Origin of the sequence: Kangiella sp. HZ709, assembly GCF_009674675.1 — a bacterium.
Taxonomy (GTDB): Bacteria; Pseudomonadota; Gammaproteobacteria; order Enterobacterales; family Kangiellaceae; genus Kangiella.
The window spans coordinates 902,998-928,982 of sequence record NZ_WKJC01000001.1; the positions used below are offsets into that span (position 1 = coordinate 902,998).

The following is a 25,985-nucleotide window of genomic DNA, read 5'->3' on the forward strand; positions in this document are numbered from 1 at the left end:
GCCTTATACTTATATAAAATTCTGTAGATGTCAATCTACTCATTACTTATAGATTAGGAAACTGATAAGAAGTTACAATAAAACTCTTTATAGTTGCTAGTCTTTCTTAGTTAGTGCATCAAATAAACCTTTCAAGCCATAAGAGCCCAAGCACCAAAAGCAATAAGTAATAAAGCCCTACTCCTACAATTCCAAGCCAACCGGTTATATTAACTAAAGCACTATTTTCAACTGGTTCATCACCATAGGCATTTTTATGCTGTTCACCTGGCATGATTATTAATGCCAAGCCTATCAAGGGAATTAAGCTTGTGAGTGCAACGAAACCTCTATGCCCCATATCATGAGCTCTTTGTATAGAAAGCCAAACACCGTTAATAACGGCCGATATCAGAATCACTAACATACCAATCCAAAGCACAACATCTAAGCCATAGGATGTACGATCTGCAAAAGGGTCTCGATAATCTAAATAAAGTATCAGATATATTACAAAAACATAGCCAAAGAAAATGATGCTCGGCAGAAAGTAAGCCAACTGCAAATACTTCAGTCGATTCATTCGCCCTCTAAAATTGAAATATTTAAAGTGTTGCTTCTGCCCTATTTCCGCAACCTGTATATCTGCTTTCGGTGCTTGATATACAGAATCATCCATTTTTTCTTTTCCGCTTAAAAAACTGCTTTAGCTGCTCGCTAGCTTCTGCTTGCAACAAGCCCGACTCTAAATCACACTGATGATTAAAACTGTTATCTTGCAGAATGTTGAGCACAGAGCCCGCCGCACCGGTTCGAGGGTCATGAGTTGCAAAAACAACTCTAGCCACGCGCGCATGTACCAAAGCCATAGCGCACATAGCGCAAGGCTCCAAGGTAACATATAAGGTGGTATCTATAAGGCGATAATTATCTAGCTTCTGACCTGCTTGTCTTAAAGCCATAATTTCGGCATGAGCCGAAGGGTCATGATTTTTAATAGGCTGGTTATAGCCCTCTGCTAGAATCTCATTATTCTTAACTAGCACTGCGCCTACTGGAACTTCGCCTTTCTCTTCAGCGACTGCAGCAAGCTGTAAAGCCCGCTGCATAAAGATTAAATCTTGCTTAGAAAAATCCATTCGGCTAGTCATTAAGCATAAGGCTGAAAATAATTTCAGTTGCAGCCTTTAAGTTTCCTTGATGATAGACGGCAAAAAAAGACAAATATTATTCCCACTCGATAGTTGCTGGTGGTTTAGATGAAATATCATAGGTAACTCTCGAAATCCCATCAACCTCATTAATAATTCTTCCAGAAACATGCTCTAAAAAATCATAAGGCAGGTGCGCCCAACGAGCAGTCATAAAATCAATCGTTTCAACCGCACGTAATGCCACTACATAATCGTATTTACGACCATCACCCATAACGCCCACTGAGCGTACTGGCAAGAAGACCGTAAAGGATTGGCTGGTTTTATGGTAAAGATCCCACTTATATAATTCTTCGATAAAGATAGCATCAGCTTTACGTAGTAAATCTGCGTATTCTTTTTTTACTTCGCCAAGAATACGAACTCCCAAGCCTGGTCCTGGGAATGGGTGACGGTAAAGCATGTCGTAAGGTAAACCTAGCTCTAAACCAATTTTCCGCACTTCATCTTTAAATAGCTCTCGTAAAGGCTCAACTAGTTTCAATTCCATATCTTCAGGTAAGCCGCCAACATTGTGATGAGATTTAATCACGTGCGCTTTACCGGTTTTAGCTCCTGCTGACTCAATAACGTCAGGATAAATAGTTCCTTGCGCTAACCACTTCGCATTAACTAACTTTTTAGACTCTTCATCGAAGATATCTACAAATACCTTACCAATAATTTTACGTTTGGCTTCTGGTTCATCTTCGCCTTTTAATTCGCCTAAGAAGCGGTCTTCAGCATCAACACGAATAATGCTTAAGCCAAATTTCCCAGCGAACATATCCATCACTTGATCGCCTTCATTCAAGCGCAGCAAACCATTATCAACAAAGACACAAGTCAACTTATCACCAATGGCTTTGTGTAAAAGCATAGCGGTTACTGAAGAATCAACGCCGCCTGACAAACCTAAAACAACTTCCTCATCGCCAACTTGCTGTTTAATTTGAACAATCGCATCTTCGATAATATTGGCTGAAGTCCAAAGCTTTTCACAACCACAAATATCTGCAACAAAACGCTCTAAAATTCTTCCGCCTTGTTTAGTGTGAGTAACTTCTGCGTGAAATTGAATGCCATAGAAAGGTTTTTCTTTATGTGCCATCGCCGCAATTGGAGCATTGTCACTGGATGCAATAACTTCAAACGTTTCAGGCGTTTCGACAACCTTATCGCCATGACTCATCCAAACATCTAAAATAGCCTTACCATCAATAATGCGGTCTTCAATACCATTAAATAAATCATTATCGACTGCGCTAACTTCTGCATAACCAAATTCTTTCTTATCAGAAGTTCCAACTTTACCACCTAACTGATGGGCCATGGTTTGCATGCCATAGCAAATTCCTAACACAGGAATACCTAGCTCAAAAACTAATTCAGGTGCACGAGGAGTATTTTCTAGAGTAACAGACTCAGGGCCACCTGAAAGAATAATTCCTTTAGGGTTAAATTCACGAATAAAGTCATCGCTCACATCAAACGGTACTAGCTCACAATAAACTCCTATCTCACGCACTCGACGTGCAATTAATTGAGTATATTGAGAACCAAAATCTAAAATTAGAACTCGATGATCATGAATATTCGCTTGCATCAGCTTTACCTTCTTAGGTTAGATAGAACAGTCTAATTAAAATCTTAAATCAAAAAACCGCAGACTATCTACATTTTTAGTCCACGGTTTTCTTACAACTTTATAGCAACGAGAAACAATTAAATTGAGTGAGTTCGAGGCAAAGTTTAATGAGACTGCGCAATGTACATCAGTACATGAGCATGATCGATTTAAACTTTAACGAAGAAATCGCTAAATTTAAGCAGTTTATCGTCTGTAGTTGGGTGCTTCTTTTGTGATAGTCACATCATGCACATGGCTCTCGCTCATGCCTGCGTTAGTGACTCTCACAAACTCTGCTTTATTACGCATATCGTCAATAGTGCCACAACCTGTTAAGCCCATGCTTGAACGTAAGCCACCCATCATTTGATGAATAATTTGGTTCATTGCTCCTTTGTATGGAACACGACCTTCAATACCTTCTGGTACCAACTTATCTGCCGCATTTGAGCTTTGGAAGTAACGGTCAGCAGAACTATTCTTTTGGTTCATTGCGCCCAATGAACCCATGCCACGGTACGATTTGTAAGAGCGACCTTGATAAAGTTCAACTTCACCTGGAGCTTCTTCAGTCCCTGCTAACATTGAACCAACCATCACACAATAAGCTCCAGCTGCTAATGCTTTGCATATATCACCAGAAAAGCGAATGCCGCCATCTGCGATAAATGGAACGCCAGAACCTTTAAGTTCTTTAGCAACGTTAGAAATTGCAGAAATTTGCGGAACCCCAACACCTGTTACAATACGGGTAGTACATATAGAACCAGGGCCGATACCAACTTTTACAGCGTCAGCACCTGCATCCACTAAAGCGCGTGCACCTGCCGCGGTAGCAATATTGCCGCCAATCACTTGTACGTCTGGGAATTTTTGTTTTACCCATTTAACTTTATCTAGAACGCCTTGTGAGTGACCATGGGAAGTATCCACCAAAATAATATCCAAACCTGCATCAACTAGTGCAGTTACCCGATCTTCGGTATCAGCACCAGTTCCAACTGCCGCACCCACTCGAAGATGACCATAACGGTCTTTACAAGCATTGGGTTTATTCTCAGCATGACGGATGTCTTTAACGGTAATCAACCCTTTTAAGTTAAAGTCATCATCGATCACTAGTACTTTTTCAATACGGTGTTGATGCAATTTCTCTAACACTTCTTGGCTGGAAGCATTTTCTTTTACTGTGACTAAATCGCCTTTAGGCGTCATCACATTAGAAACTGGTTGATCTAGATTAGTTTCAAAACGAATATCGCGATTGGTTACGATCCCAACTAATTGATCACCATCGACCACCGGCATACCTGAAATACCATGACGTTCGGTCATAGCTTTCACTTCTCCAATGGTAGTGTTGGGTGGAATGGTAATAGGATCTTTTACGATACCGCTTTCGAATTTTTTAACACGACGAACATTCTCAGCTTGTTGTTGAATAGTCATATTTTTATGAATAAAGCCAACACCACCTTCTTGTGCTAAAGCAATGGCAAGACGTGCTTCAGTTACGGTATCCATAGCCGCAGAAACCAAAGGGATATTCAAAGAAAAGTCGCGCGTAATTTGGGTGCGTAAATCCGCATCCGCAGGTAGTACCGTCGAGTGAGCCGGAACTAATAAAACGTCGTCAAAGGTAAGAGCTTCCTCTATAATGCGCATATCGTTTACCACGTATTATGTGCCAGTAAATGGGCTGAAAACTATTATTCAATCCGCTACTCTGGCTTGATGAAGCGCGTTATTATACCTTTTAATGGAACCTTAGGTAAACAATTAAATAACGCCCTTAGTAACTATCTTTAGTTAGCCTATTTCAACCATAAATAATGACAGAAACATGATTCAGCCAATTTTACAGCCACAACAAGCAACGAATTCGCCAGGCGAGCAGCGGAAAGTCTTTTCAGTATCCGAAATGGCGCTGACCATTCGGAGGCAGTTAGAAAGAGAAATTGGCCAAATCTGGATCACGGGTGAAATCTCAAACTTCATGCAACCTGCTTCGGGCCACTGGTATTTCACACTTAAAGATGCCAATGCTCAGTTGAAATGTGCGATTTTCAAAAACCGTAATCGCTCTGCTCGTTTCACTCCTGAAGATGGACAACAGGTTCTGATTCGCGCAAAACTTAGCTTGTACGAGCCGCGAGGGGATCTACAGTTAATTGGCGAGTATATCGAACCGGCAGGTGAAGGCGCATTACAAGTTGCTTTTAATCGCCTTAAAGAAAAGTTAAAAGCCAAAGGCTTATTTGACGCTGCTCATAAGAAAACCATACCGAAAGTCCCTAATAAAATTGGTATTATCACTTCCGCCAGTGGCGCGGCCATCAGAGATGTTTTAACAGTATTGAAACGTCGCATGCCACAAGTACCCATAGTGATTTACCCCAGCCTAGTTCAAGGCGATAACGCTGCACAAAGTTTAATTCAACAAATCCAGCAAGCAAATCTAGATAAAGCTTGTGATGTATTATTGTTAACTCGTGGCGGCGGCTCGCTTGAAGATATGTGGTGCTTTAATGACGAAGCTTTAGCAGAAGCTATTTTTGCCAGCGAATTACCTCTGGTTTCAGCCGTTGGCCATGAAGTAGATATTACTATTAGCGATATGGTGGCTGACTTACGCGCTCCTACACCATCGGCTGCCGCAGAATTATTAGTGCCCGACCAAACTGAGTATCGTCAAAAACTAAATCAATTCAAAAGACGATTAGTTAATGAAACAGAACATAAGTTAGAAGTAGCTCAAGCACTGCTGGATAGGTTAACCGCGCAAATTGTTCACCCTAAAGAAAAGCTTATTGAATCCCGTTCCGATCTTAGAGAGCTAACACAAAATCTTTTAGTGGCTTTTAGAGATACTATTTCTGACCGCTCAACAAATTTAGTTGACTTGCAGTATCGGTTAAAAAGTTTCGACCCACAGTTTGAGCTAGAACATAAAACAGATGAATTGTTAATAGCCAAAGATAATCTTGTTAAAACATTTAATGATTTACTTAAAAGCAAACAGCAACAAATGGCATTATCAATGCAAAAACTGAATGACTTTAGTCCATTAGCCACTTTAAAACGGGGCTATACCATTACTGAAGATGAAAGTGGTAACACATTAACCTCAGTAAAACAGGCTAAAAAAGCTAAAAAATTAACAACTAAGTTTGTGGATGGGGAAATACACAGCAAACTGAACTAAACACTATTATTCCCTCGAAAGTCGGAATCGATTCGTTAGATATCACAGTCGTTCATTGATTCCAGATTTCGCAGGGATGGCAAAAGTCTTACTTTTTACCAAATCTTTTAATAGCTCTTTTACGCTTAAGCCTTTGACGGCGAGTTATCTCGTTTTTACGACCCTTAAATGGGTTATCCCCTTCCTTCAGCTCTAAACGAATAGGTGTGCCGATTAACTTGAGTTTATTTCTAAAGAAGTTAATCAAATAACGCTTATAACTATCACCTAGCTTAGAGCAAGCGGTTCCATGAATAACGATAATAGGCGGGTTATGGCCACCTGGATGCGCATAGCGTAGTTTTACCCGACGGCCTTTGATTAAAGGTGGTTGATGTTTTTCGTAGGCTTCTTCTAATAAAGAAGTGAGTTGAGAAGCAGACATTTCAACTTGCGCTGATTCCCAAGCTTCGTCAACCGATTCCCACAAGTTACCCACGTTTGAGCCATGCAAAGCAGAAATAAAGTGTATCTTAGCAAAATCGATAAAGCCCAAACGACGATCGATTTCATTTTTAACTTCATCGCGCTCTTCTTCGGTCATGCCATCCCATTTGTTAATGGCAATGACCATTGAACGACCTGCATCCACAATATAACTAATCAAGCTCAAATCTTGATCCGTAATCGGCTCGCGAGCATCCATCACCATAATGGCAACATTAGAATCATTAATTGCTTGAAGGGTTTTTAATACTGAGAATTTTTCAACTGCTTCTTTAACTTTACCGCGACGACGAACACCTGCCGTATCAATCAAGGTATAGTTTTTGTCACGGCGTTCCATTTCAATGTAAATGGAATCACGAGTCGTGCCAGGCATGTCATAAACCACCACTCGGTCCTCGCCTAAAAAGCGATTAACAAGCGTTGACTTACCAACGTTTGGACGGCCAACAATCGAAAGCTTAACGCCTTTAGCGGTTTCTTGTGGTTCTGCATCCGCATCCACTTCTTCAAGCTCGAGCTGCTCAAAAATATTATCGACAACGTTATTAACGCCACGACCATGTGCCGCAGCCATCGGTAAAACATACTCATAACCAAGGCTGTAATATTCAGCCATAGCCGCTTCTTCGTGTACACCATCAACTTTATTGACTAGCATTAATACAGGCTTATTTTTACGACGAAGATGTTCTGATACAAACTCGTCAGCACCTGTCATGCCAGTTCTTGCGTCCACTAAAAATAAAACAATATCGGCTTCTTCGATGGCCTGTAACGATTGCTCAGCCATTAAGCCATCAATGCCTTCTTCATCCCCTGCTATACCGCCGGTATCTACCACGATAAATTTCTGGCCTTTGAGTTTTGCTTGCCCATACTGACGATCACGTGTCAGCCCTGGTAAATTTGCAACCAAAGCATCTCGAGATTTTGTTAATCGATTAAAAAGCGTCGATTTACCAACGTTAGGACGGCCAACTAAGGCTATAACAGGTAACATACAAGAGTACCGAAATTAAAAAATATTCTATTCTAAAAAATCTATTCAGAATCCAAAACAGGTCTGGTATCTATAGATTGAAAATTAGGATTTTTAAATGCATACAAATAACCATAGCGACTAGTCGCATAGATCATTTCAGAAGTGACGATTGGAGCCCCTGCGACACCGTAATCATCAAGGTGTATTCGAGCAACGATTTCACCCGTAGATTTATCTAACCAGTGCAAATAACCTTCGAAATCACCTACGATAATGCTATTACCATTATCAGCAGCGCCGGTTAAGTTACGATACTTCAAGCCTTCAGCTTTCCATACTAACTCACCTGAAAGTCTATCTAACGCTTCAACTTCACCATCAGTATTGACTAAGTAAACACGATTGGTATCTACTAACGGCGCGCGTAATACTGAAGTAGAATGGCGCCATAAGAAGCGACCATTTTGTAAGTCTAAGGCAATCGCATAGCCATCATAACCAGCTGCATAGAGATTCGCGCCATAAATAACTGGGTTAGCATCAACGTCTACAATACGCGAAATATCAGAACTACCACGAGGAGTTGATAAACGCTGTTCCCACAAAAGGTCGCCATTTTGAATGTTAAAGGCCGCAATTTTACCGTTAGCAAAACCAGAAACTGCCAAACCGCCAGTGGCGATTGGTGCTGAGGTACCACGCAAAGTTAACTTTGGTAACACACGATCGTAGAACCAATCCTGCTTACCCGTTTGCAAATCTAAACCAAAGATTTGACCATCCGCAGTTCTAACCACAAGCTTACCACCATCAATGGCTGGTGGAGCCAATACTTCACTAGTCACTTCCGAGCGCCACTGTTCGGAACCATCTTTGACATCCAACAAAATAACTTCAGCATCTTTGGTACCAAGGGCTACCACACCAGCATCAGCTGTCACACCACCAGAAAGCGCTAATTCAAGGTTCTTTTCCCAAATCACATCGCCAGTCATTTTATTAAAGGCAGTGACTAAACCAGTAGGATCAGCGGTGATAATTTTATCTTCCCAAATCGCAGGAACTAAACTATTAAATTGTTCGTCGTCACTATTACCAATAACTTCACGCCACTCACGATCGAGTTCAAATTTTTCTTGAATGTCGGCTAACTCAGTTGGCTCATTCAATGGCGCTTCGGCACAAGCGGCTAATAAAGCAATGGAACTAATCATTGCCAACTTTGATATAGTGACTTTAGCCGTTGATAATTGATTTTTAAGTGACATAAGTATTCCTAATAAGGGCTTAAATTGTTTAGTTATTTGATGCCAAATTCAGTTAAACGCATAGAAAGCAAAGGCTCTACGGCGCCATCCGACGCTTCTTTTGCTTGCTTATACATAGCAATAGCTTCGTCTTTTTTATCTTGTCCAAGCAGCGCTTCGCCTTGCAGTAATAAACTGGTAGCTTTATTAGCATCAAACTCTACAGCTGCAGCAACGGTTTGCGCTTCAGCATATTTTTCTTGTTGTAATAAAACTTTAGCTAAACGAACTTGTGCTAAAGATTTAAAGGTTTCATTACCTTTGTCAGCAACCCAAGCCAATTGTTCCTCAGCTTCTGCATATTTATCTTGTTCAACGTATTGTTGGGCAAGCTTTAACGCAGCCATAGTGGCATAGCTAGTATCTGGGTAAGCTTTAATTAGTTCGCTGGCTTTTGCTACAAACTCAGGATTTTCAGCCTGACCTGCAGTAATTGCCGCAATTGCTTGGTTATAACTTTCTGAAGCCATTTCAGCCTGTTCTTTTTGGACACTCTGATAATACTTCCAGCCGAACAAACCGCCAAATCCGATGATTGCACCTAAAATAATGGCATTACCATTTTCTTTCCAAAAACTCTTTATCGCTTCCACTTGTTGTTCTTCAGTTTCATAAGCCATGAATGGCCTCCTGCATCTTTCTAATATTCTATAAATTTAAAATTTGTTTAATGGTTTCAATCAAGTCAGACTGCGAAACCATTAATTGTTCTTTATGCTCACGCAAAAACTTTACGCCAACTTGTTTATCTTTAACTTCTTGTTCACCAATAACCAAGGCTAGCTGAGCACCACTTTTATCGGCACGTTTAAATTGTTTTTTAAAATTACCACCGCCAAAATTATTTCTCACTCTTAATTGCGGCAACTCAGTTCTTAACTGCTCAGCAACTTGAATCGCGCTAATTTCAGCGTCTTCACCAATCGCAACCAAATACAAGTCTGCATCGCTAATTTCAATTGGCGCTATTTCTTCCATTAAAGCTACAATTCGCTCAATACCCATAGCAAAGCCGCTGGCACAAGTTGCATGACCACCAAGTTGCTCGGTCAATCCATCGTAACGGCCGCCGGCACAAATAGTACCTTGCGCGCCTAGTTTATCGGTCACCCACTCAAACACGGTTCGATTGTAATAATCCAAACCACGGACCAACTTTTGATTCACTTTATAAACTATGCCATTAGCATCCAAAATCTGGCGCAAACGAGCAAAATGCTCAACCGATTCAGTATCCAAATAATCTGCTAACTTTGGCGCATCAGCGACTAACTGTTGAACTTCTGGATTTTTGGAATCCAAAATTCGCAATGGATTCGTTTGCAAACGCTTCTGACTATCTTCATCCAATTGTTCTTTGAGTGGAGATAAAAACTCCACTAGGGCATCGCGGTAGTTTGCACGCGCTTCATTCGAACCTAACGAGTTCAACTCCAGCACCACCGAATCGTCGATTCCTAAAGCTTTCCATAATCGCGCGGTCAGCAATATTAATTCTGCATCTACATCTGGGGTAGCAATACCAAAAGTTTCTACCCCTAACTGGTGAAACTGGCGATAACGACCTTTTTGCGGGCGCTCGTGGCGAAACATAGGTCCCATATACCAAAGACGTTGTTCTTGGTTGTATAACAGTCCATGCTCAATACCAGCACGTACACAAGAAGCCGTTCCTTCTGGACGCAGACTTAAGCTGTCACCATTACGGTCGTCAAAAGTATACATTTCCTTTTCAACGATATCGGTGACTTCACCAACTGCACGCTTAAACAACTGAGTCTTTTCAACGATTGGCATGCGAATTTCGTTATAGCCATAGGCCGCCATTAGCTGACGCAAAATAGCTTCCAACTTATGCCAATAAGGAGTTTGCTGCGGCAAAATATCGTTCATGCCGCGAATTGCTTGAATTTTCTGACCCAAAGCCTGTGTTCGCTCGAATATTCTATTTTTTAGATAAGAGCGAGATTATAGCGGATTTCTAGGAAAACAGTAGGTTTTTAAAGCGATAAAAGGATAATTTTAACTCGAGACTAATACAAATTAATCGAATTGATAATTTAAAACATAAAAGTGCTTACCATCTTCAATTTTAATCTCCATATTGCCGGAAATACCTAGAAGCTCTTTAGTGCCAGAATCAGCAACGATATTCACTTGGAGTGAGCTTACGCCTTTATCCATTAAACCTTTATGCACCAAGGAAAAGCTTCCTTTTTTACCCTTTAATTCACCCTCAAAGTGCTCTAAGGCCACGTAAGCTGCTGAACCTTGAACTTCGGTTCGATGGCTGAGCATTTGCCCTTTAGCCTTTCCTGATAAAGCGCCAGAATAACTTTTGTCTAAAATCATTCTGCCAACACTAGTTTCATCTTCGGCTGGGCTAATCTTAACGTCAAAACTTCCAGTGACACTGTGCATAATATTTCCTGACTCTTTAGCGAATGCTTGTGGAAGCAGTAGTTGTAAGCACATCAACGCCAAACCTATTGAGAATAAACTAAATCTGCTTAATCGCAACTTCTGCTTCGCCCTTGGTTTTAGTTTCTTTTTGCGCCTGTTTGACCGCAATCTTATCGCGAATTTGTTTTTCTAACTCGTCCACTAGATCTTCGTTTGCCACCTTATGACTCTTCTCGCCATTGGTATAAAGCATCGATTTCTTATGGCCACCAGTTAAACCCACTTCAACTTCTTTCGCTTCACCAGGACCGTTCACTACACAACCAATCACTGCAACATCCACGTGCTCATTCACATCTTCCAAGCGCTCTTCAAGAGCATTCACGGTTTTGATCACATCAAACTGTTGACGCGAACAAGATGGACAAGCGATTAAGTTTATTCCACGCTGACGTAAACCAAGGCTTTTTAATATATCAAAGCCCACTTTTACTTCTTGTACCGGATCTGCTGCCAGCGAAATACGAATGGTATCACCAATCCCTTCAGCCAATAACATACCTAAGCCTACTGAAGATTTAACGGTTCCTGAACGGAAAGAGCCAGCTTCGGTAATGCCCAAATGTAAGGGGTTATCTATCTCTTTGGCCAAGATTCGATAGGCAGAAACGGTCATAAATACATCGGAAGCTTTCAGACTAATTTTATAATCTTTAAAATTATGTTTCTCTAAGTATTCAATATGACGATAAGCAGACTCTACTAGTGCTTCTGGTGTTGGCTCACCATATTTCTCTTGCAAATCTTTTTCTAAAGAACCGGCATTTACGCCAATTCTGATAGGTATATTACGCGCTTTAGCAGCATCGACCACTGCTTTAACGCGAGCTTCTGAACCAATATTTCCTGGGTTAATCCGTAAGCAATCCACACCGTATTCAGCAACTTGCAATGCAATCCGGTAATCAAAGTGAATATCGGCAACCAAAGGAACTGGCGATTGCGCTTTAATTAACTTAAAAGCCTCAGCAGCCTTCATCGTTGGTACCGAAACTCGTACAATATCTGCACCGGTATCTGCCAAGGCATTGATTTGAGCTAAGGTAGCGTCAACATCGCACGTTTCAGTGTTAGTCATGCTTTGCACTGCAATTGGTGCATCCCCACCAACTGGTACATTGCCGACCATAATCTGACGAGATTGCCGCCTTTTAATCCAAGAATTGTTGTTCATAAAAAACTATTAATTAAGTACTAATGGTAAAATTGCGAAGCTATTCTAATCGATTTTAGTCGCCAATGGTGAATTTTGCTACCTTAGCAGCTGAATAAGACGAAAGATCATATGGTTGACCATCTAAATTCATGGAAACTACGGAAGGATCACCTAAGGTTATTTGATAAGGCAGTTGGCCGGCCACATTAGAAATATGGCCTGAAGATTTAACGCCAGAAACTAGAATACGGCCAGTCCCATCTGAAATCTCAACCCAACAATCACCACTAAAAAACAAACTTAAACCGGATAAGCTATCTGAACTAACGACTGAACTATTTATATTATTAGCGTCACTAGTTACTGAGGTTTGTGAAGCTTCATTCTCCAATGGTAATTCATTAGTAATACTTAGTTCATTAGCTTGATTATTCGTTGATATGGCTGATTGTTCCAATAATGGAAGTGAGCCAGACATTGAAGCTTCAGGAATTAACTCACCTTTATTTGATCCTTCAGTATCATTTGAATCAATAGGTAATTCCTGCTGAGCTTCTGGTTTGTCAAAACTATTAATAAATTTATTCCAGTAGCCTTTTTCAACCAGTAAGTAATAAATCGAATACACAAATGCCAAAACTAACAAGAAAGAAATTAGCTTCATAAAAATACGAACGGCTTGCATATTTCTTTTTCGTTTGGCAGATTCGTCACGATAAGTTGGAGTTATTAGAGTTTTAGACGCTAAACCATGTTTTTTTGCATACTCATCGAAGCTTTGGCAGGCTTTTTCTGGATCAAGAGACAGTAACTGGGCGTAATTTTTAATGTAGCCTTTATAGAAGGTGAGAGGTATATCTTTGTAATCATCAGCTTCTATATTACGAACCGATTGCTCCATCAGTTTAAGCCGATCGGCAACCTCTGTAACACTCAATCCTTGTTGTTCACGTACTTCCTGTAATAAAGAGCCTGGACCTTGTTCTACTGGTTTAGATTCTTCGTCACTCATAAGAATACCGTTAACCGTTCATCCTGCGATAAATCAAAGCTTGTTCAGAATTTGGGAAAAGCTGAGTTAATTTTTCGCCATAAGATTCCATAGAAAAGCGATCATTTAAGCGTCGACCAATTTTATAACCCAACAATAAGCTGTCAGCATTGGGTTTAGATTTTGCTTCAAATTTTAATAAATAATTTTCAGCTTTATTGTATTGGGTTTGTTCAAATGACATTAACGCTAAACCATATAATGGACGCGTCAAACGAGGATTAAAGGTCATGGCTTTTTGGAAATAAATAGCTGCCATATCAAAATCTCCAGCTTCCAAAGTACAAAAGCCTGCGTTTTCATAGCTTTCACCCACTGAAGTGTATTCAGGCTTATCAACCGCTTTTAGGAAATAGGTTACCGCTTTTTCGTACTCTTTTTTTGAAGTACATAAAAAAGCGCCATAAGCATTGAGGTAATCTGGGTTTTTGGGATCAAGTCTTATCACTTTTTTGTAATAAGACTCTGCTTTTTCAACTTCTAATACACGTTGATAGTAATAAGCCAAACCGAATTGAACATCCGCAGAGTCTGGCGCATACTCTTCTGCTTTGAGTAGATTTTTTTTGGCTCTTTCAAATAAACCACGGTTGATATAGCCTAAACCTAAAGCAAGTCTTTTCTCTGCCGCAGCATCAAGATCTTGAGTTCTACCACTCGTCTGAATTTGATCATTGGTGGCATTTTGAGTAGTAGTCTTTTGCGTGGTCTCACAACCCATTAAAAGTGTTATAGCTAATAATGATGGCACTAGGACTAACTTCATTTATGGACTTCCTTTAATTAATTGCTGAGCTCCACCGGAATTTGTTTTTTGTACTTTTTATTTGAAACAGTTTCCGCAGAGCTACTCTGTTCTCTTCTTGTTTGACGCTTAGTTTTGTCATTAATTTTGCCCGCTAACTGACCACAGGCAGCATCGATGTCATCACCACGCGTTCTTCTAGTAACAACAACATACCCTTTCTTGATTAAAAAATCACTAAAAGAATCAATGCTTTGTCGAGTCGATGTCGCATAATCCGATTGCGGGAAAGGGTTGAACGGAATAAGGTTTATTTTACAAGGTGTATTTTTCAATAATGTTGCAAGTTCTTTAGCATGTTGTAACGAATCATTGACCCCTTTTAACATCACATACTCAATAGTAACTTTACGCGCAGCATTCGAGTTATCTAAATAATGATGAATGGCCGGCATGAGCTCTGCAATCGGATATTTTTTATTAATAGGCACTAAGATATCTCGAAGCGCATCGTTCGGCGCGTGCAAAGAAATGGCTAGAGCTACGTCAATATCATCAATTAAACGCTTAAGCTGTGGCACCATTCCTGAAGTACTTAAAGTCACACGACGCTTGGATAAGCCGTAAGCATTATCATCCATCATCAATTCCATTGAATTAACCACTGGCTGATAATTTGCCAATGGTTCGCCCATGCCCATCATCACAACATTAGTCACTGCCCGATTATCAGACTTGTGCAAACCATTTAAATGACGGGCAGCTAGCCAAACTTGGCCAATGATTTCTGCGGTTGATAAATTTCGATTAAAACCTTGATAGCCAGTCGAGCAGAATGTGCACTCAAGGGCGCAGCCAACTTGCGAAGAAACACACAAGGTCCCACGATGACGCTCAGGAATAAATACGGTTTCAATGGCTTGACCGCCTGGGATATGCAAAGCCCATTTAATAGTGCCGTCTGCTGACTCTTGCACGCTGACGATTTCTGGACCTTTGATTTCAGCAACTTCTTTTAGCTTAGCGCGACAAGCTTTACTGATGTTAGTCATCTCGTCGAAATCTTCAACACCGAACTGATGGATCCATTTCAAAACCTGAGTGGCACGAAATGGTTTTTCACCAAGTTCACTAAAGAACTCGACCATTCCATCGCGTGTCAGGTTGAGTAGGTTTACTTTTTCTTTAACCTCTGGAGTACTCATTATTGATACCTTTTTGCGATAATTTCTTCTTGGGACCTAAAACTTTTCTACAGTTTAGCTCGCCAATTCCGTTACCTATAAATAATTGTATGTATTTTACACTAAAAAAGGCTTTCCATCGAAATGAAAAGCCTCTTTCACATTAAATCTTTTAAGAATTAGATGATTTGCTTTAGTTCGCGGCAAAGCCTTTTGTGAGACTTGGAGTTAAGTGCTCGTTAATGAAACTCGAACAAAAGGCTTTAACAAAGAAATAAAGTAAAGCAGCAATTCTTAACGAGTTCTTGGGCAAATTTCATCCGCACTAAAGAAATAGCTAATTTCGCGCTCAGCAGACTCAGGGCTATCAGAACCGTGAGCGGCATTCTCATCTACTGATACCGCGTAATCTGCACGGATAGTACCACGTAAAGCTTCTGCCGGGTTAGTAGCCCCCATGATTTCACGGTTAGCTTTGATAGCATTTTCGCCTTCTAAAACTTGAACCATAACTGGGCCAGAAGTCATGAAGTCAACTAAAGCGCCAAAGAAAGGGCGTTCAGCGTGCTCTGCGTAAAAGCCTTCAGCTTTTTCACGAGATAAGTGCATCATTTTAGATGCAACAATGCGTAAACCAGCGCGTTCGAAACGGCTGTAGATTTCGCCAATTACGTTTTTCGCAACTGCATCAGGTTTTACGATAGAAAAAGTACGTTCGATAGCCATTTCGGACTCCGTTAAATTCATTAAAAATCAATAGGTTAAAATAAAAGCTCATAGGTTAACGCTAGCTAACCTTGAAATTGCGCGGTATTATACGAAAAGGATATAAATTGAGCAATGAAATAAACACAGATAATAAATCATGAAAAAAATAACTGTAAATATACTCATATTACTTTCGTCTTATTTATCACAGGCCAATGCGGAACTCAGTCCAGAAACAGCTACAAAATACAAACAAGATTTAGAATTTTACTTGTCTACAGTAAAAAACAATTATGCGTACTTTGATAAAAAAAAAACTGATTGGGGCAAAGTAACTGATTTTGCTTGGCAAAATTTTGACCAAGTCACCAATTACGCAGACTTTCTCACCTTGATAGAGCGCTTGCAATTAGAGCTCTATGATAATCATGTACAATTGCTCAACAGTACTCCCTACTCACCTAAACTTCTACCTTCTTCAGCTGACATATATGCCGAATATAAAAATAACAAAGCCAGTGTAATTAATTTGCTACGAGGTTCAGCTGCACATCAACAGTTAGAGCTTGGTGATGAAATTATTGCCATTAACCAAAAACCTACTTTAAAAGCGATAGACAGATATATTGGCACCAGTTTTGATTCAATCGATGACGAAATACGAACTTGGGCACTCAATGTCACTTTAGCGGGCGATAGAGGTAAACCTCGAAGTATTACTGTAAAACGATCCGGTAAGAAACTGACATTATCTCTTGCAGAAACACAATTTATGTCTTTCGATACTTCACTATTTTCTGAACAGATTGACTCCATTGGTTATATCAAATTCAATAATTCATTAGGTAATAACTCTATACTAGAAGAATTTCCAACCTTATTAGAGTCTTTTAAAGAGACAGAAGGCCTGATTTTAGATCTAAGATTTACTTCCGGTGGAGGAAACAGTTTAGTAGCTCGTTCGATTTTAGGTCACTTTGTTGATAAAGATAGTTTCTATCAAAAGCATGAGTACCCTAATGACCTAAAAGAGTATGGTATTAAAAGAAGCTGGGCAGAAATCGTTAGCCCTCTAAAGCCATACTATTCGAAGCCTGTGGTCGTTCTGGTAAATCAATGGACTGGCAGTATGGGGGAAGGCACCGCTTTAGGTTTTGACCATATAGGTGCTACCGTAATAGGTACTAAAATGGGGCAGCTACTTGGTTCAATGTGGGATTATAGGATGCCAAATAGTAATATTGGTTTTAAGATATCAACTCAAAAGATGTACCATGTAAATGGCACTCCACGGGAAGACTATCGTCCTAAAATTCAAGTGAAAATTTCTGATAAGAAAGGTGATGAAATTCTGAAAAGGGCATTAAAATATTTAAAGACTATAAATACAAAGTAGGATCTTTTATCCCCTGCACCTCAAAACCCTGCGCACGCAAGATACAAGAGTCACACTCACTGCAGGCTAAACCGTCATCTGTAGCTTTATAGCAAGATACGGTTTGGCTGTAATCAACACCTAACCTGATACCAGTAGCTATAATCTCTTCCTTAGTCATATTTATTAACGGAGCTGCAACAGTTAATTTATTTCCTTCTACTCCAGCTTTAGTTGCTAAATTCGCCATAGCTTCAAAGGCCTGTACAAATTCAGGACGACAGTCAGGATAACCTGAATAATCCACCGCATTAACGCCGACATAAATATGACTGGCTTCAAGAACTTCTGCCCATCCAAGAGCAATAGATAAAAATACCGTATTTCGAGCAGGTACATACGTTACTGGAATAGCTTCTTGCTCAGCAATTTGCTCATTAACCGGAACATCAATTGAGTGATCGGTTAATGCAGAACCACCAATTTCTGTCATGTCCAGATTTACTTCTATATGCTTAGTAGCATTAAAGGTCTTAGAAATGTTTTTAGCTGCATTTAATTCAGCCAAACTGCGCTGACCGTAATTAAAGCTCATCGTATAGCACTCAAAACCTTGCTCGACTGCCATGGCCAAAGCCGTAGTGGAATCTAAACCACCTGATAGTAGAACTACGGCTATTTTAGACACCAGTTTTCTCTCCCCAAATAATTTTATGGAGCTGCACCTGCATTCTCACTTTTAACTTATCTCTTAAAATCCACTCTGCTAATTCTTGATATTCTACTTGCCCATAGCTCGGTGAAAATAACACTTCACACTTATTAGCAATGGCATGCTGCTCAATAGCCATTTTTGCCCAGTCGAAATCTTTACGGCTACAAATAACAAACTTAACCTGATCGCCAATTTTTAAATGATCGATATTTGAATAAAGATTTTTATCCATCTCACCAGAATCAGGGGTTTTTAAATCCATCACCGTCATTACTCGTGGATCTAGCGGCGATATATCATTGGCACCACCGGTTTCAGTTGAAACCTTAAAGCCCTTATCACAAAGCAGAGTAAAGAAGTCGAAAACTCTCTTTTGGGCTAATGGCTCACCACCGGTAATACAAACATTGTCACAACCATATTGAGCAATTTGCTGGAGAATTTCATCATAAGTCATCCATTCACCTCCGCCAAAAGCATAATCCGTATCGCAATAGACACAGCGTAACGGGCAGCCTGTCAGACGGACAAAAACCGTGGGCAGGCCAACAGTTAAGCTTTCACCTTGCAGGGAGTGGAATATCTCGGTAATCCTAAGCTTGCTCAAAATTCATTACTCATAACAACAATTGCGCGAATTATAGTCGATTAATGCCACGAATGAAAAACAAAAGGTAAAGAAAAAGGCGCAGAAAGCGCCTTTATTCATGAGCATTTAACACTAAAGAGCTTCTAGTTTAGCAGAGGCTAATTTGCCAGCGGTGGTATCAGGAAACTCCTTTGCTACTCTCTGGTAGTATTGCTTTGCAGCTTTCTTATTACCACGAGCTTCTTCCAGTTGTCCCAATTTTAAAATGGCAACATCCGTTTTATTAGCACCTGGGAAAGTCTCGAATACAGCCTTAAACTGAATTTCAGCTTGCTGATATTCTTCATCTTTCATGTGAAGCTGACCTAACCAAAAGTGCGCGTTAGAAGCTAATGCTTCTTTAGGGTAAGTTTCTAAGAAACCTTTAAAAGAACTTTTGGCAAAAGCAAACTCTTTGTCTCGATATTGAGTAAAGGCTTTGTTATATGCAGCTTGTACATCAGAGTCTGCAGCCGGTGAGCCTTCGGTGCCAGAATCTGAAGACTCACTTCCGCCTTCAGTCTGAACCACCCCACCCGCTTGAATACGCTGATCTAAATCAATATAGAGATCACGCTGCTGCTTAGCCAATTGATTCATTCGGTAATCTTGCTCTTCAAGTTGTCCTCTTAATTGACGAACTTCTTGTTGCAACTGATTAATTTGTAAAACTAACTCTGCAATTAACTGACTTTGCTGATTGGCACGAGCCTGTTGTTTTGCTCGTGCATCTTGCGCATCAACTACAGGAGCAGCCGCTTGTAAGTTATTTGAAAATAACACCAGTGATAAAGGCGCTACTAACAAGGTCATTAGTTTAAATCTCATAATGCTACCGTTTGAATCCTATTAACTATTACACGGGTTACTTATAGTTAAGTTCTACACGTCTATTTTTAGCCCATGAAGACTCGCTATGACCAGACATTGCCGGTGACTCTTCACCAAAACTTACTACTTGTATTTGGCTATCCGATACACCAAAGGTTTTTAATAATTGTGCAACTGCTTTGGCACGACGCTCACCCAAAGCCAAGTTATATTCTGGCGTACCGCGCTCATCAGCATGACCTTCTAAGGTTACACTACGATTTTCTGCAACCATACGCTCTGCATGTAAACGCAACATTTCTGTATACTCAGAATCAATTAAATCTTGGTCATAACCAAAGTAAATGGTAGTGCTATCTAATAAAGCTTGAATACGCGCAGCTTCAGCAGCGGCAGCACGACGAGCTTCTTCTGCTGCACGTTGTGCAGCTAATTGCTCAGCCGTAGGGCCTGATTGAGTAGTACCCGTGTCAGTCGTGTCCGTTGGCTTAGTAGTCGTACAAGCAGAGATTACTAAAGCAAAAACTGCTAGCGCGGCCAATTTCGTTAAATGTTTCATTGTTTTCTCCAGTTAGGTTACTGTTTTATTTTAGTAAAAAATTAATTTAAAAAAGGTGACCAAGCAGGCGCTTTCACTTCACCAGTAGTGCTTGGTATCGGCATCCCAAAGCGCCCATCCATCGAGATAGTACTTAATACTTTCTGTCTACCGCTCACTGTCGAGTAAATTATCATACTTCCATTTGGTGCGATAGATAAGGACTCATCTAAGTTGGTCCTAGTTAGAATATTTATTGCTCCTGAACTTAAATCTTGAGTCGCCAGATGAAACCCTTTGCTAGATTGGTGCACCATAACAATAGAGTTACCGTCAGGAGAGAACTCAGCTCCAGCATTATAACGACCCTCAAAGGTCACTCGTTTGGTTTCTCCAGAGCCTAAAAACACACGATAAATCTGTGGACGACCACCGCGATCAGAAGTGAAGACAATACTTTTTCCATCAGGACTCCACGACGGTTCGGTATCAATCGCATAGTGACGCGTTAAACGAGTTAATTGTTCAGTCGCTAAGTCCATTAAATAAATTTCAGGATTTCCATCTTTGGATAATACCATGGCCATTTTAGAACCATCTGGCGACCAAGTTGGCGCACTATTAAAACCTTTAAAGCTAGCTAGTACATCTCGTTGTGCTTTAGCTAAATCTTGCCTAACAATTTCAGAACGGCCATTTTCAAAAGTAACATAGGCTAACTGTTGACCATTGGGCGACCAAGCTGGCGACATAATAGGCATTCTAGAAGAAAAGATTCTCTGGGCACCAAAGCCGTCACTATCCGAGACAAATAATTGATACGGGTTTTGCTGGCTTCTATCCACTTCCACATAAGCTATTTGCGTTGCGAAAGCCCCGCGCTCGCCGGTTAGTGCTTCATATATCTCATCCGCGGCAATATGCGCATTCCAACGATAGTTATCTTGTCCAACGATTTTATCTTTAAGTAACATTAGGTGTTGAGACTGAGTTACTAATGCATAACTACCCTCTTCAATTTGTGAATCAAAAATGGCTTTATCGTTATAAGGATCTAGCAAGTCGTAAGAAACCTGATATACGCCAGGACTTTTTTCTTTGACCAAGCCATAGACCACAGCATCTACACCCAGAGTTTTCCAAAGATTTAAATCAACCTGCTCAACAGAAGAAGGATTTTGCGGCAAATCTGCTATTGCAGTTGGTTTAAATTTGCCAGAACGCGCTAAGTCATCAGCGATGATTTTTGCAAAGTCAAAAGGCGGTGCTGCAATTACTCCAGCGGCCTCAAAAGCAAACGGCACTATGGCAATGGGACGAGCATCATCACGACCTTCGGTAATTAAAATCTCAATCTCGGCCTTCACTGGTGATATCACCAATACCATCATTAATACTGCTAAAAACTTTTTCATAGTTTTCCTATTCTAATTCTCTTTTTGACTGGGATCGAAAGTCATTCTTAAACTTTTTAACTCTGCCATGACTTGTGGGTCATCTGACGAAGGCAACGGTGCCGAACGACTGATCGCAGTTTCAGCTGACTCACAATAATCAAGCCCACCATCTATTGCTTCAATATTTAAAACAATTCCACCAGGCCCCATGGTAATTCTCATAATGCAACTACCTTCAAAGACTGGCTCATCCCAGTTTCGAATGATTTTAGCCCTAATAGCTCGTTGAATCTTAGACACCTCACTCATTATTTGAGTTTGTCTCACTTCGCCTTTTGCTGCCTCAAACAACTCATCATCCAAAGATTCTTCTAAGGCTTCCAATTCTTTTCGCTTCCGCTCAGCTTCTTTTCGTTTTCGTTCGGCTTCAGCTTTTTTCTTTCTCTCAGCTTCTGCTTTACGTTTTTTTTCGACGTCCGCCTTACGCTTTTTCTCGGCCTCTTCAGCTAACCGTTTCTTTTCAGCTTCTGCTTTTTTTTGCTGCTCTAACTTTTTTTGCTCCGCAGCTTTGCGCTCATCTTCTAGTTTCTTTTGTTGTAGTTTCTTTTCTTCAGCCAGTTTTTTATCTTGCTGCAGCTTTTTTTCTGCTTCTGATTGTTGTTGCTCTATTTCTTTTTGCTTCTGCTCTTCCAGCTTTTTTTGTTCTAACAATTTCCTTTGTTCTAACAGCTTTTTAGCTTCTTCTAGCTCTTTTTGCTTCTGTTGACGTTTCTTTAAACTGGAAGCATCTTTCTTCGGTGTTTCAGGCGCTGTCACTAAACGAGCTTTTACAGGTGAGTCAACAAACTGCTTGTCTTGCTCATCAGGTTTGAAAGCGAAATTCCAAAGCAATAAAGCAATCAACACCAAATGCAGTAATACTGCTAAGGTCATTGGAATAATATTTTTTTTATATGACAACTAGATTACCTTACTCTGTTTCTTTATCACTGCTTATTTCACCGGATTCGTCATAAGACTAACCTTATCGACACCCGCCACCTGATTCATCATGCTTAAAAGCTCAACGACTTTGCCATAGTCTGCGCCTTTATCACCGCCAACTAAAACAAGCAGCTCAGGTTTTTGTTCTAACCTCGCTCTCACTAAATCCACCATATCATCAAGGTTATAGGTCACTTCATCATCGGCAAATTTGTATTCGCCTAAAGGCGTTACTTGTAAAATAATAGAGTTCTCATAAGTTGCTTCCGATGGAGGCGCTGCAGCATTAGGAAGATCAACTTCCACGCCTGCAGTAATGGCGGTGGCAGTTATCATTAAGATGACCATCAATACCAACATCACATCAATGTAAGGAACTACATTAATTTCAGCTTTAGGTCGGCGCCTTTCTCGGCGTACTAAATAAGCCAAAGTAACACCCTAGCCTTTTTTGCTATGTGCTTTACGATGCAAAACGCCCGAGAACTCTTCTAAGAAATTCTCATATTGAGTTTCAATGCGTTGCAAGCGGTTAGTGAAGCGGTTGTAAGCAATCACTGCAGGTATAGCAGCAAATAAACCCATGGCTGTAGCAATCAATGCCTCAGCAATACCCGGTGCAACCATCGCTAATGTAGCCTGCTTTACTGAACCAAGCGCGATAAAAGAATTCATAATGCCCCAGACGGTTCCGAATAAACCTATATAAGGCGTTACCGAGCCGACAGTAGCTAAAAATGATAAATTTCGCTCTAACTTCTCAATCTCTCGGCTATGTGAAACACGCATCGCTCGATGAGTACCGTCCATGACGGCGTCTGGGGAAGTGCCTTGTTGACTACTCAAACGCATAAATTCACGATAACCTGATTGGAACAGGGACTCTAAACCCGTGGCAGCTTTCGCTCTTTGGTTAAGGTCTGAGAATAGTTTACTTAGATCGATACCTGACCAAAATTGATCCTCGAATTTGCGGCCGCTTCTTGCCGCTAAATTTAACACGGCACTGCGTTGAAAAATCATAGCCCAAGACACAACGGATATTAATAACAACAATGCCATAATGGCTTGCACGACCACACTGGCTTTAAGAATTAAATCTGCTATCGACATTTCAGCACCAGTCACTGGCTATCTCCTCTACTAGATAATTTGGTATGGACTTAGGTTTCATAGTCTTAAGATCCACACAGGCAACTTTAATCGTTGCTTCATTTAATAATTTTTCTTTACCGTTATCATCCAAAACTGTCTCTGAAACAATTTTTTGATGAAATACCATACTCGCTTTGCGCGATTTAGTAATTTTCGTGATGACTTTTAATTGGTCATTAAATCGCGCTGGCGCAAAGTACTTTGCATCAACATGTGCAACCGCAAATGCCAAACCCTGCTTTATCAAAACGTCCTGATCATAACCGAGGCTTCTAAGCCATTCTGTGCGAGCACGCTCATAAAATTTTAAATAGTTAGCGTAATAAACCACTCCTGCAACATCGGTATCTTCATAGTAGACTCGGACTGGTAAAATAAATTCTGCTTGACTCATATTTAAACGCAAAGATTCAGTAAAAAGTGTTAATAGTTATGTATATTCTTATCTTATCAAGAGATTTCTTTGCCAACTCAGCCAAATAAACCATCATCACTTGGGATAATATCAAAGTGTTGATAAGCCAATTTAGTAGCAATTCGCCCTCTTGGTGTTCTTTGAATAAAACCCTGCTGAATCAAAAATGGTTCTAAAACGTCATCAATCGTATCTCGCTCTTCGCCAATCGCGGCAGCGAGCGTATCTAAACCGACCGGGCCGCCACTAAACTTTTCAATAATTGTCAGTAATAATTTTCTATCCATCATGTCGAAGCCGCGATCATCAACATCTAGCATGTCTAAAGCAAGACTCGCCGTCTCGTGATTAATTACGCCATTCGCTTTAATTTCTGCATAATCTCTCACTCGTCTTAAAAGTCGGTTAGCAATCCGGGGGGTTCCGCGTGAACGTCTTGCAACTTCACGAGCGCCAGCTTCTTCTATCTCTAAACCTAAAATGGTGCCAGAACGCATGACAATAACAGTAAGATCTTCAATATTATAGAACTCTAGACGCTGAACGATACCAAAGCGGTCTCTCAATGGCGAGGTCAATAAGCCTGCTCGAGTAGTGGCGCCAACAAGAGTAAAAGGTGGCAAATCCAGTTTTATAGAGCGTGCAGCCGGCCCTTCACCGATCATGATATCCAATTGATAGTCTTCCATCGCAGGATATAAGACCTCTTCAACATGCGGGCTCAAGCGATGAATTTCATCAATAAATAACACATCATTCGCTTCTAGGTTAGTGAGCATGGCCGCTAGATCGCCTGCTTTTTCCAATACTGGACCTGAGGTATGCTTTATCCCAACATTCATTTCATTGGCAATGATGTTTGCCAGAGTCGTTTTACCTAAACCAGGAGGACCAAAGATTAATACATGATCAAGCGCATCTTTTCGCTTTTGTGCTGCTGATAAAAAGATCTCCATCTGCTGGCGTACTTTTTCTTGTCCAACGTAATCTTGAAGCGCAGTTGGTCGTATCGCGCGGTCGAAGTGATCTTCTTCAGCAATCTCAGTAGGATTTATTATTCTATCGTGCTCAATCATCGGGTTTTGCTATAAATTATATGGAGTTAAGTCTAACAAGGCTGCGAGCGATAAGAAATGCCAATTGTTTAATATTTTTATATTTCCATAATTCGTCAGTTTTGGCTATTCTAAGCAAAATTACTATAAAACTAACTTAATGCGCATCATTCCAAAAAATCCTTTTTTGCGAGTTCTATTATCAGGCACACTAGCCTTCTTAAGTTATGGCGCATGGGGATATATAGCGAATAGCGACGCTGGCCACGATATTGCTTTACGCTCAGGATTAGTCCAAGGCGGAATGAGCTTTTTACTGACTTTTGTAGGTAGCGCCATTATGGAATTTATGGTGCGTTTATCAAAAGATAATTTAAAGCGCTTTTTAATGGCGGTTATTACCAATCTAACTGCTGTCTACAGCTTTATAATTATTGGCCACCTACTCAATGGCACCCCTAATATTTTCCTGAGTATTTTGCCCGGTCTAATCATTACCTGTATTTATTGCTTTAGTTACTCTTGGTTTTTAACCTTCGGTCATGCCGCTGGTGGCGATTATAAGATGGTGCAGTTAGTCAAAGTAATGGATAGCCCTAAATTATTGGATGCACAAAATCTAATCGCGGAAACCACCACTGCCGATCCCATTCAAGCAAAACGCGTTATTGATGATATAGAAATGGGCCGAAAATCATCGCTCTATGTTAATAATTTTGAGCAGCAAACCAGTTTAATAGAGTCGTTACATAAACTTGGTATCAAATCAAAACCCCTTTAACCAAAACCCTTTTAATCAA

The 25,985-nt window shown here is 40.4% G+C and carries 27 protein-coding genes; 3 read left to right on the forward strand and 24 right to left on the reverse strand.

Annotated features, from left to right (window positions below):
- Positions 1 to 118: 118 nt before the first annotated feature.
- The 4 genes from GJS41_RS04030 to guaB all read right to left on the reverse strand — a co-directional run bounded on the left by GJS41_RS04030 (position 119) and on the right by guaB (position 4,467).
- Entirely contained in the window at positions 119 to 658 is a 540-nt protein-coding gene (locus GJS41_RS04030; RefSeq protein WP_154246027.1) for a DUF805 domain-containing protein, read from the reverse strand.
- Entirely contained in the window at positions 651 to 1,118 is a 468-nt protein-coding gene (tadA, locus tag GJS41_RS04035) for a tRNA adenosine(34) deaminase TadA (protein ID WP_154246028.1), read from the reverse strand. Before tadA ends, GJS41_RS04030 begins: the two co-directional genes overlap by 8 nt.
- A gap of 88 nt (positions 1,119 to 1,206) precedes the next feature.
- On the reverse strand, positions 1,207 to 2,778 hold the full coding sequence (gene guaA, locus GJS41_RS04040; protein WP_154246029.1) for a glutamine-hydrolyzing GMP synthase: 1,572 nt from the start codon (positions 2,776 to 2,778) through the stop codon (positions 1,207 to 1,209).
- Between the two features lie 228 nt (positions 2,779 to 3,006).
- Positions 3,007 to 4,467 carry an IMP dehydrogenase gene (guaB, locus tag GJS41_RS04045; protein ID WP_154246031.1) on the reverse strand — a complete coding sequence of 487 codons (1,461 nt, stop codon included), beginning with the start codon at positions 4,465 to 4,467 and terminating at the stop codon, positions 3,007 to 3,009.
- A gap of 178 nt (positions 4,468 to 4,645) precedes the next feature.
- On the opposite strand from guaB, the gene xseA reads away from it, so the two are divergent.
- The gene (xseA, locus tag GJS41_RS04050) at positions 4,646 to 6,007 is read left to right on the forward strand and encodes an exodeoxyribonuclease VII large subunit (RefSeq protein WP_154246032.1); all 1,362 of its coding nucleotides are present in this window, start codon (positions 4,646 to 4,648) and stop codon (positions 6,005 to 6,007) included.
- An 88-nt stretch (positions 6,008 to 6,095) separates the two neighbouring features.
- On the opposite strand, the gene der is transcribed toward xseA, so the two are convergent.
- The 10 genes from der to ndk form a co-directional block, all read right to left on the reverse strand.
- Positions 6,096 to 7,496 (reverse strand): ribosome biogenesis GTPase Der, encoded by a 1,401-nt coding sequence (der, locus tag GJS41_RS04055; RefSeq protein WP_154246034.1) that lies wholly within the window; start codon positions 7,494 to 7,496, stop codon positions 6,096 to 6,098.
- Between the two features lie 41 nt (positions 7,497 to 7,537).
- Positions 7,538 to 8,746, reverse strand: a complete 1,209-nt coding sequence (bamB, locus tag GJS41_RS04060) for an outer membrane protein assembly factor BamB (protein WP_154246035.1) — start codon at positions 8,744 to 8,746, stop codon at positions 7,538 to 7,540.
- A gap of 32 nt (positions 8,747 to 8,778) precedes the next feature.
- The gene (locus GJS41_RS04065) at positions 8,779 to 9,405 is read right to left on the reverse strand and encodes a tetratricopeptide repeat protein (RefSeq protein ID WP_154246037.1); all 627 of its coding nucleotides are present in this window, start codon (positions 9,403 to 9,405) and stop codon (positions 8,779 to 8,781) included.
- A gap of 28 nt (positions 9,406 to 9,433) precedes the next feature.
- Positions 9,434 to 10,708, reverse strand: coding sequence for a histidine--tRNA ligase (gene hisS, locus GJS41_RS04070; protein WP_154246039.1), 1,275 nt, complete (start codon positions 10,706 to 10,708; stop codon positions 9,434 to 9,436).
- 120 nt (positions 10,709 to 10,828) lie between these two features.
- On the reverse strand, positions 10,829 to 11,260 hold the full coding sequence (locus GJS41_RS04075) for a DUF3224 domain-containing protein (protein WP_227551241.1): 432 nt from the start codon (positions 11,258 to 11,260) through the stop codon (positions 10,829 to 10,831).
- 25 nt (positions 11,261 to 11,285) lie between these two features.
- Positions 11,286 to 12,422, reverse strand: a complete 1,137-nt coding sequence (ispG, locus tag GJS41_RS04080) for a flavodoxin-dependent (E)-4-hydroxy-3-methylbut-2-enyl-diphosphate synthase (protein ID WP_154246040.1) — start codon at positions 12,420 to 12,422, stop codon at positions 11,286 to 11,288.
- Between the two features lie 55 nt (positions 12,423 to 12,477).
- Positions 12,478 to 13,416 (reverse strand): RodZ domain-containing protein, encoded by a 939-nt coding sequence (locus GJS41_RS04085; protein ID WP_154246041.1) that lies wholly within the window; start codon positions 13,414 to 13,416, stop codon positions 12,478 to 12,480.
- Between the two features lie 10 nt (positions 13,417 to 13,426).
- Positions 13,427 to 14,221, reverse strand: coding sequence for a type IV pilus biogenesis/stability protein PilW (gene pilW, locus GJS41_RS04090; protein WP_154246042.1), 795 nt, complete (start codon positions 14,219 to 14,221; stop codon positions 13,427 to 13,429).
- A 17-nt stretch (positions 14,222 to 14,238) separates the two neighbouring features.
- Positions 14,239 to 15,405, reverse strand: coding sequence for a 23S rRNA (adenine(2503)-C(2))-methyltransferase RlmN (rlmN, locus tag GJS41_RS04095; protein ID WP_154246044.1), 1,167 nt, complete (start codon positions 15,403 to 15,405; stop codon positions 14,239 to 14,241).
- Positions 15,406 to 15,678: 273 nt separating this feature from the next.
- Positions 15,679 to 16,110, reverse strand: coding sequence for a nucleoside-diphosphate kinase (gene ndk, locus GJS41_RS04100; RefSeq protein ID WP_154246046.1), 432 nt, complete (start codon positions 16,108 to 16,110; stop codon positions 15,679 to 15,681).
- Positions 16,111 to 16,249: 139 nt separating this feature from the next.
- Between ndk and GJS41_RS04105 the strand changes: the two genes are divergently transcribed.
- Positions 16,250 to 17,488, forward strand: a complete 1,239-nt coding sequence (locus GJS41_RS04105) for a S41 family peptidase (RefSeq protein WP_154246047.1) — start codon at positions 16,250 to 16,252, stop codon at positions 17,486 to 17,488.
- On the opposite strand, the gene queC is transcribed toward GJS41_RS04105, so the two are convergent.
- The 10 genes from queC to ruvB all read right to left on the reverse strand — a co-directional run bounded on the left by queC (position 17,472) and on the right by ruvB (position 25,206).
- The gene (gene queC, locus GJS41_RS04110) at positions 17,472 to 18,158 is read right to left on the reverse strand and encodes a 7-cyano-7-deazaguanine synthase QueC (RefSeq protein WP_154246049.1); all 687 of its coding nucleotides are present in this window, start codon (positions 18,156 to 18,158) and stop codon (positions 17,472 to 17,474) included. The genes GJS41_RS04105 and queC overlap by 17 nt on opposite strands.
- The gene (gene queE, locus GJS41_RS04115; protein WP_154246051.1) at positions 18,148 to 18,789 is read right to left on the reverse strand and encodes a 7-carboxy-7-deazaguanine synthase QueE; all 642 of its coding nucleotides are present in this window, start codon (positions 18,787 to 18,789) and stop codon (positions 18,148 to 18,150) included. The genes queC and queE overlap by 11 nt, the downstream gene beginning before the upstream one ends.
- 114 nt (positions 18,790 to 18,903) lie before the next feature.
- Positions 18,904 to 19,638 carry a tol-pal system protein YbgF gene (gene ybgF, locus GJS41_RS04120; RefSeq protein ID WP_154246052.1) on the reverse strand — a complete coding sequence of 245 codons (735 nt, stop codon included), beginning with the start codon at positions 19,636 to 19,638 and terminating at the stop codon, positions 18,904 to 18,906.
- A gap of 37 nt (positions 19,639 to 19,675) precedes the next feature.
- Complete coding sequence (gene pal / locus GJS41_RS04125) at positions 19,676 to 20,200, reverse strand: peptidoglycan-associated lipoprotein Pal (RefSeq protein ID WP_154246054.1); 525 nt, start codon at positions 20,198 to 20,200, stop codon at positions 19,676 to 19,678.
- Positions 20,201 to 20,241: 41 nt separating this feature from the next.
- Positions 20,242 to 21,594 (reverse strand): Tol-Pal system beta propeller repeat protein TolB, encoded by a 1,353-nt coding sequence (gene tolB, locus GJS41_RS04130; RefSeq protein ID WP_154246055.1) that lies wholly within the window; start codon positions 21,592 to 21,594, stop codon positions 20,242 to 20,244.
- Positions 21,595 to 21,606: 12 nt separating this feature from the next.
- Positions 21,607 to 22,536 carry a cell envelope integrity protein TolA gene (gene tolA, locus GJS41_RS04135; RefSeq protein WP_227551242.1) on the reverse strand — a complete coding sequence of 310 codons (930 nt, stop codon included), beginning with the start codon at positions 22,534 to 22,536 and terminating at the stop codon, positions 21,607 to 21,609.
- 33 nt (positions 22,537 to 22,569) lie between these two features.
- Entirely contained in the window at positions 22,570 to 22,992 is a 423-nt protein-coding gene (locus tag GJS41_RS04140) for a biopolymer transporter ExbD (RefSeq protein ID WP_227551243.1), read from the reverse strand.
- Positions 22,993 to 23,001: 9 nt separating this feature from the next.
- Positions 23,002 to 23,673: a protein TolQ gene (tolQ, locus tag GJS41_RS04145; protein WP_154246057.1), complete on the reverse strand. Its 672-nt coding sequence runs from the start codon at positions 23,671 to 23,673 to the stop codon at positions 23,002 to 23,004.
- Between the two features lies 1 nt (position 23,674).
- Positions 23,675 to 24,109 carry a tol-pal system-associated acyl-CoA thioesterase gene (gene ybgC, locus GJS41_RS04150; RefSeq protein ID WP_154246059.1) on the reverse strand — a complete coding sequence of 145 codons (435 nt, stop codon included), beginning with the start codon at positions 24,107 to 24,109 and terminating at the stop codon, positions 23,675 to 23,677.
- Positions 24,110 to 24,186: 77 nt separating this feature from the next.
- Positions 24,187 to 25,206 (reverse strand): Holliday junction branch migration DNA helicase RuvB, encoded by a 1,020-nt coding sequence (gene ruvB / locus GJS41_RS04155; RefSeq protein WP_154246061.1) that lies wholly within the window; start codon positions 25,204 to 25,206, stop codon positions 24,187 to 24,189.
- A gap of 139 nt (positions 25,207 to 25,345) precedes the next feature.
- On the opposite strand from ruvB, the gene GJS41_RS04160 reads away from it, so the two are divergent.
- The gene (locus tag GJS41_RS04160) at positions 25,346 to 25,966 is read left to right on the forward strand and encodes a hypothetical protein (protein WP_154246063.1); all 621 of its coding nucleotides are present in this window, start codon (positions 25,346 to 25,348) and stop codon (positions 25,964 to 25,966) included.
- Positions 25,967 to 25,985 lie beyond the last annotated feature (19 nt).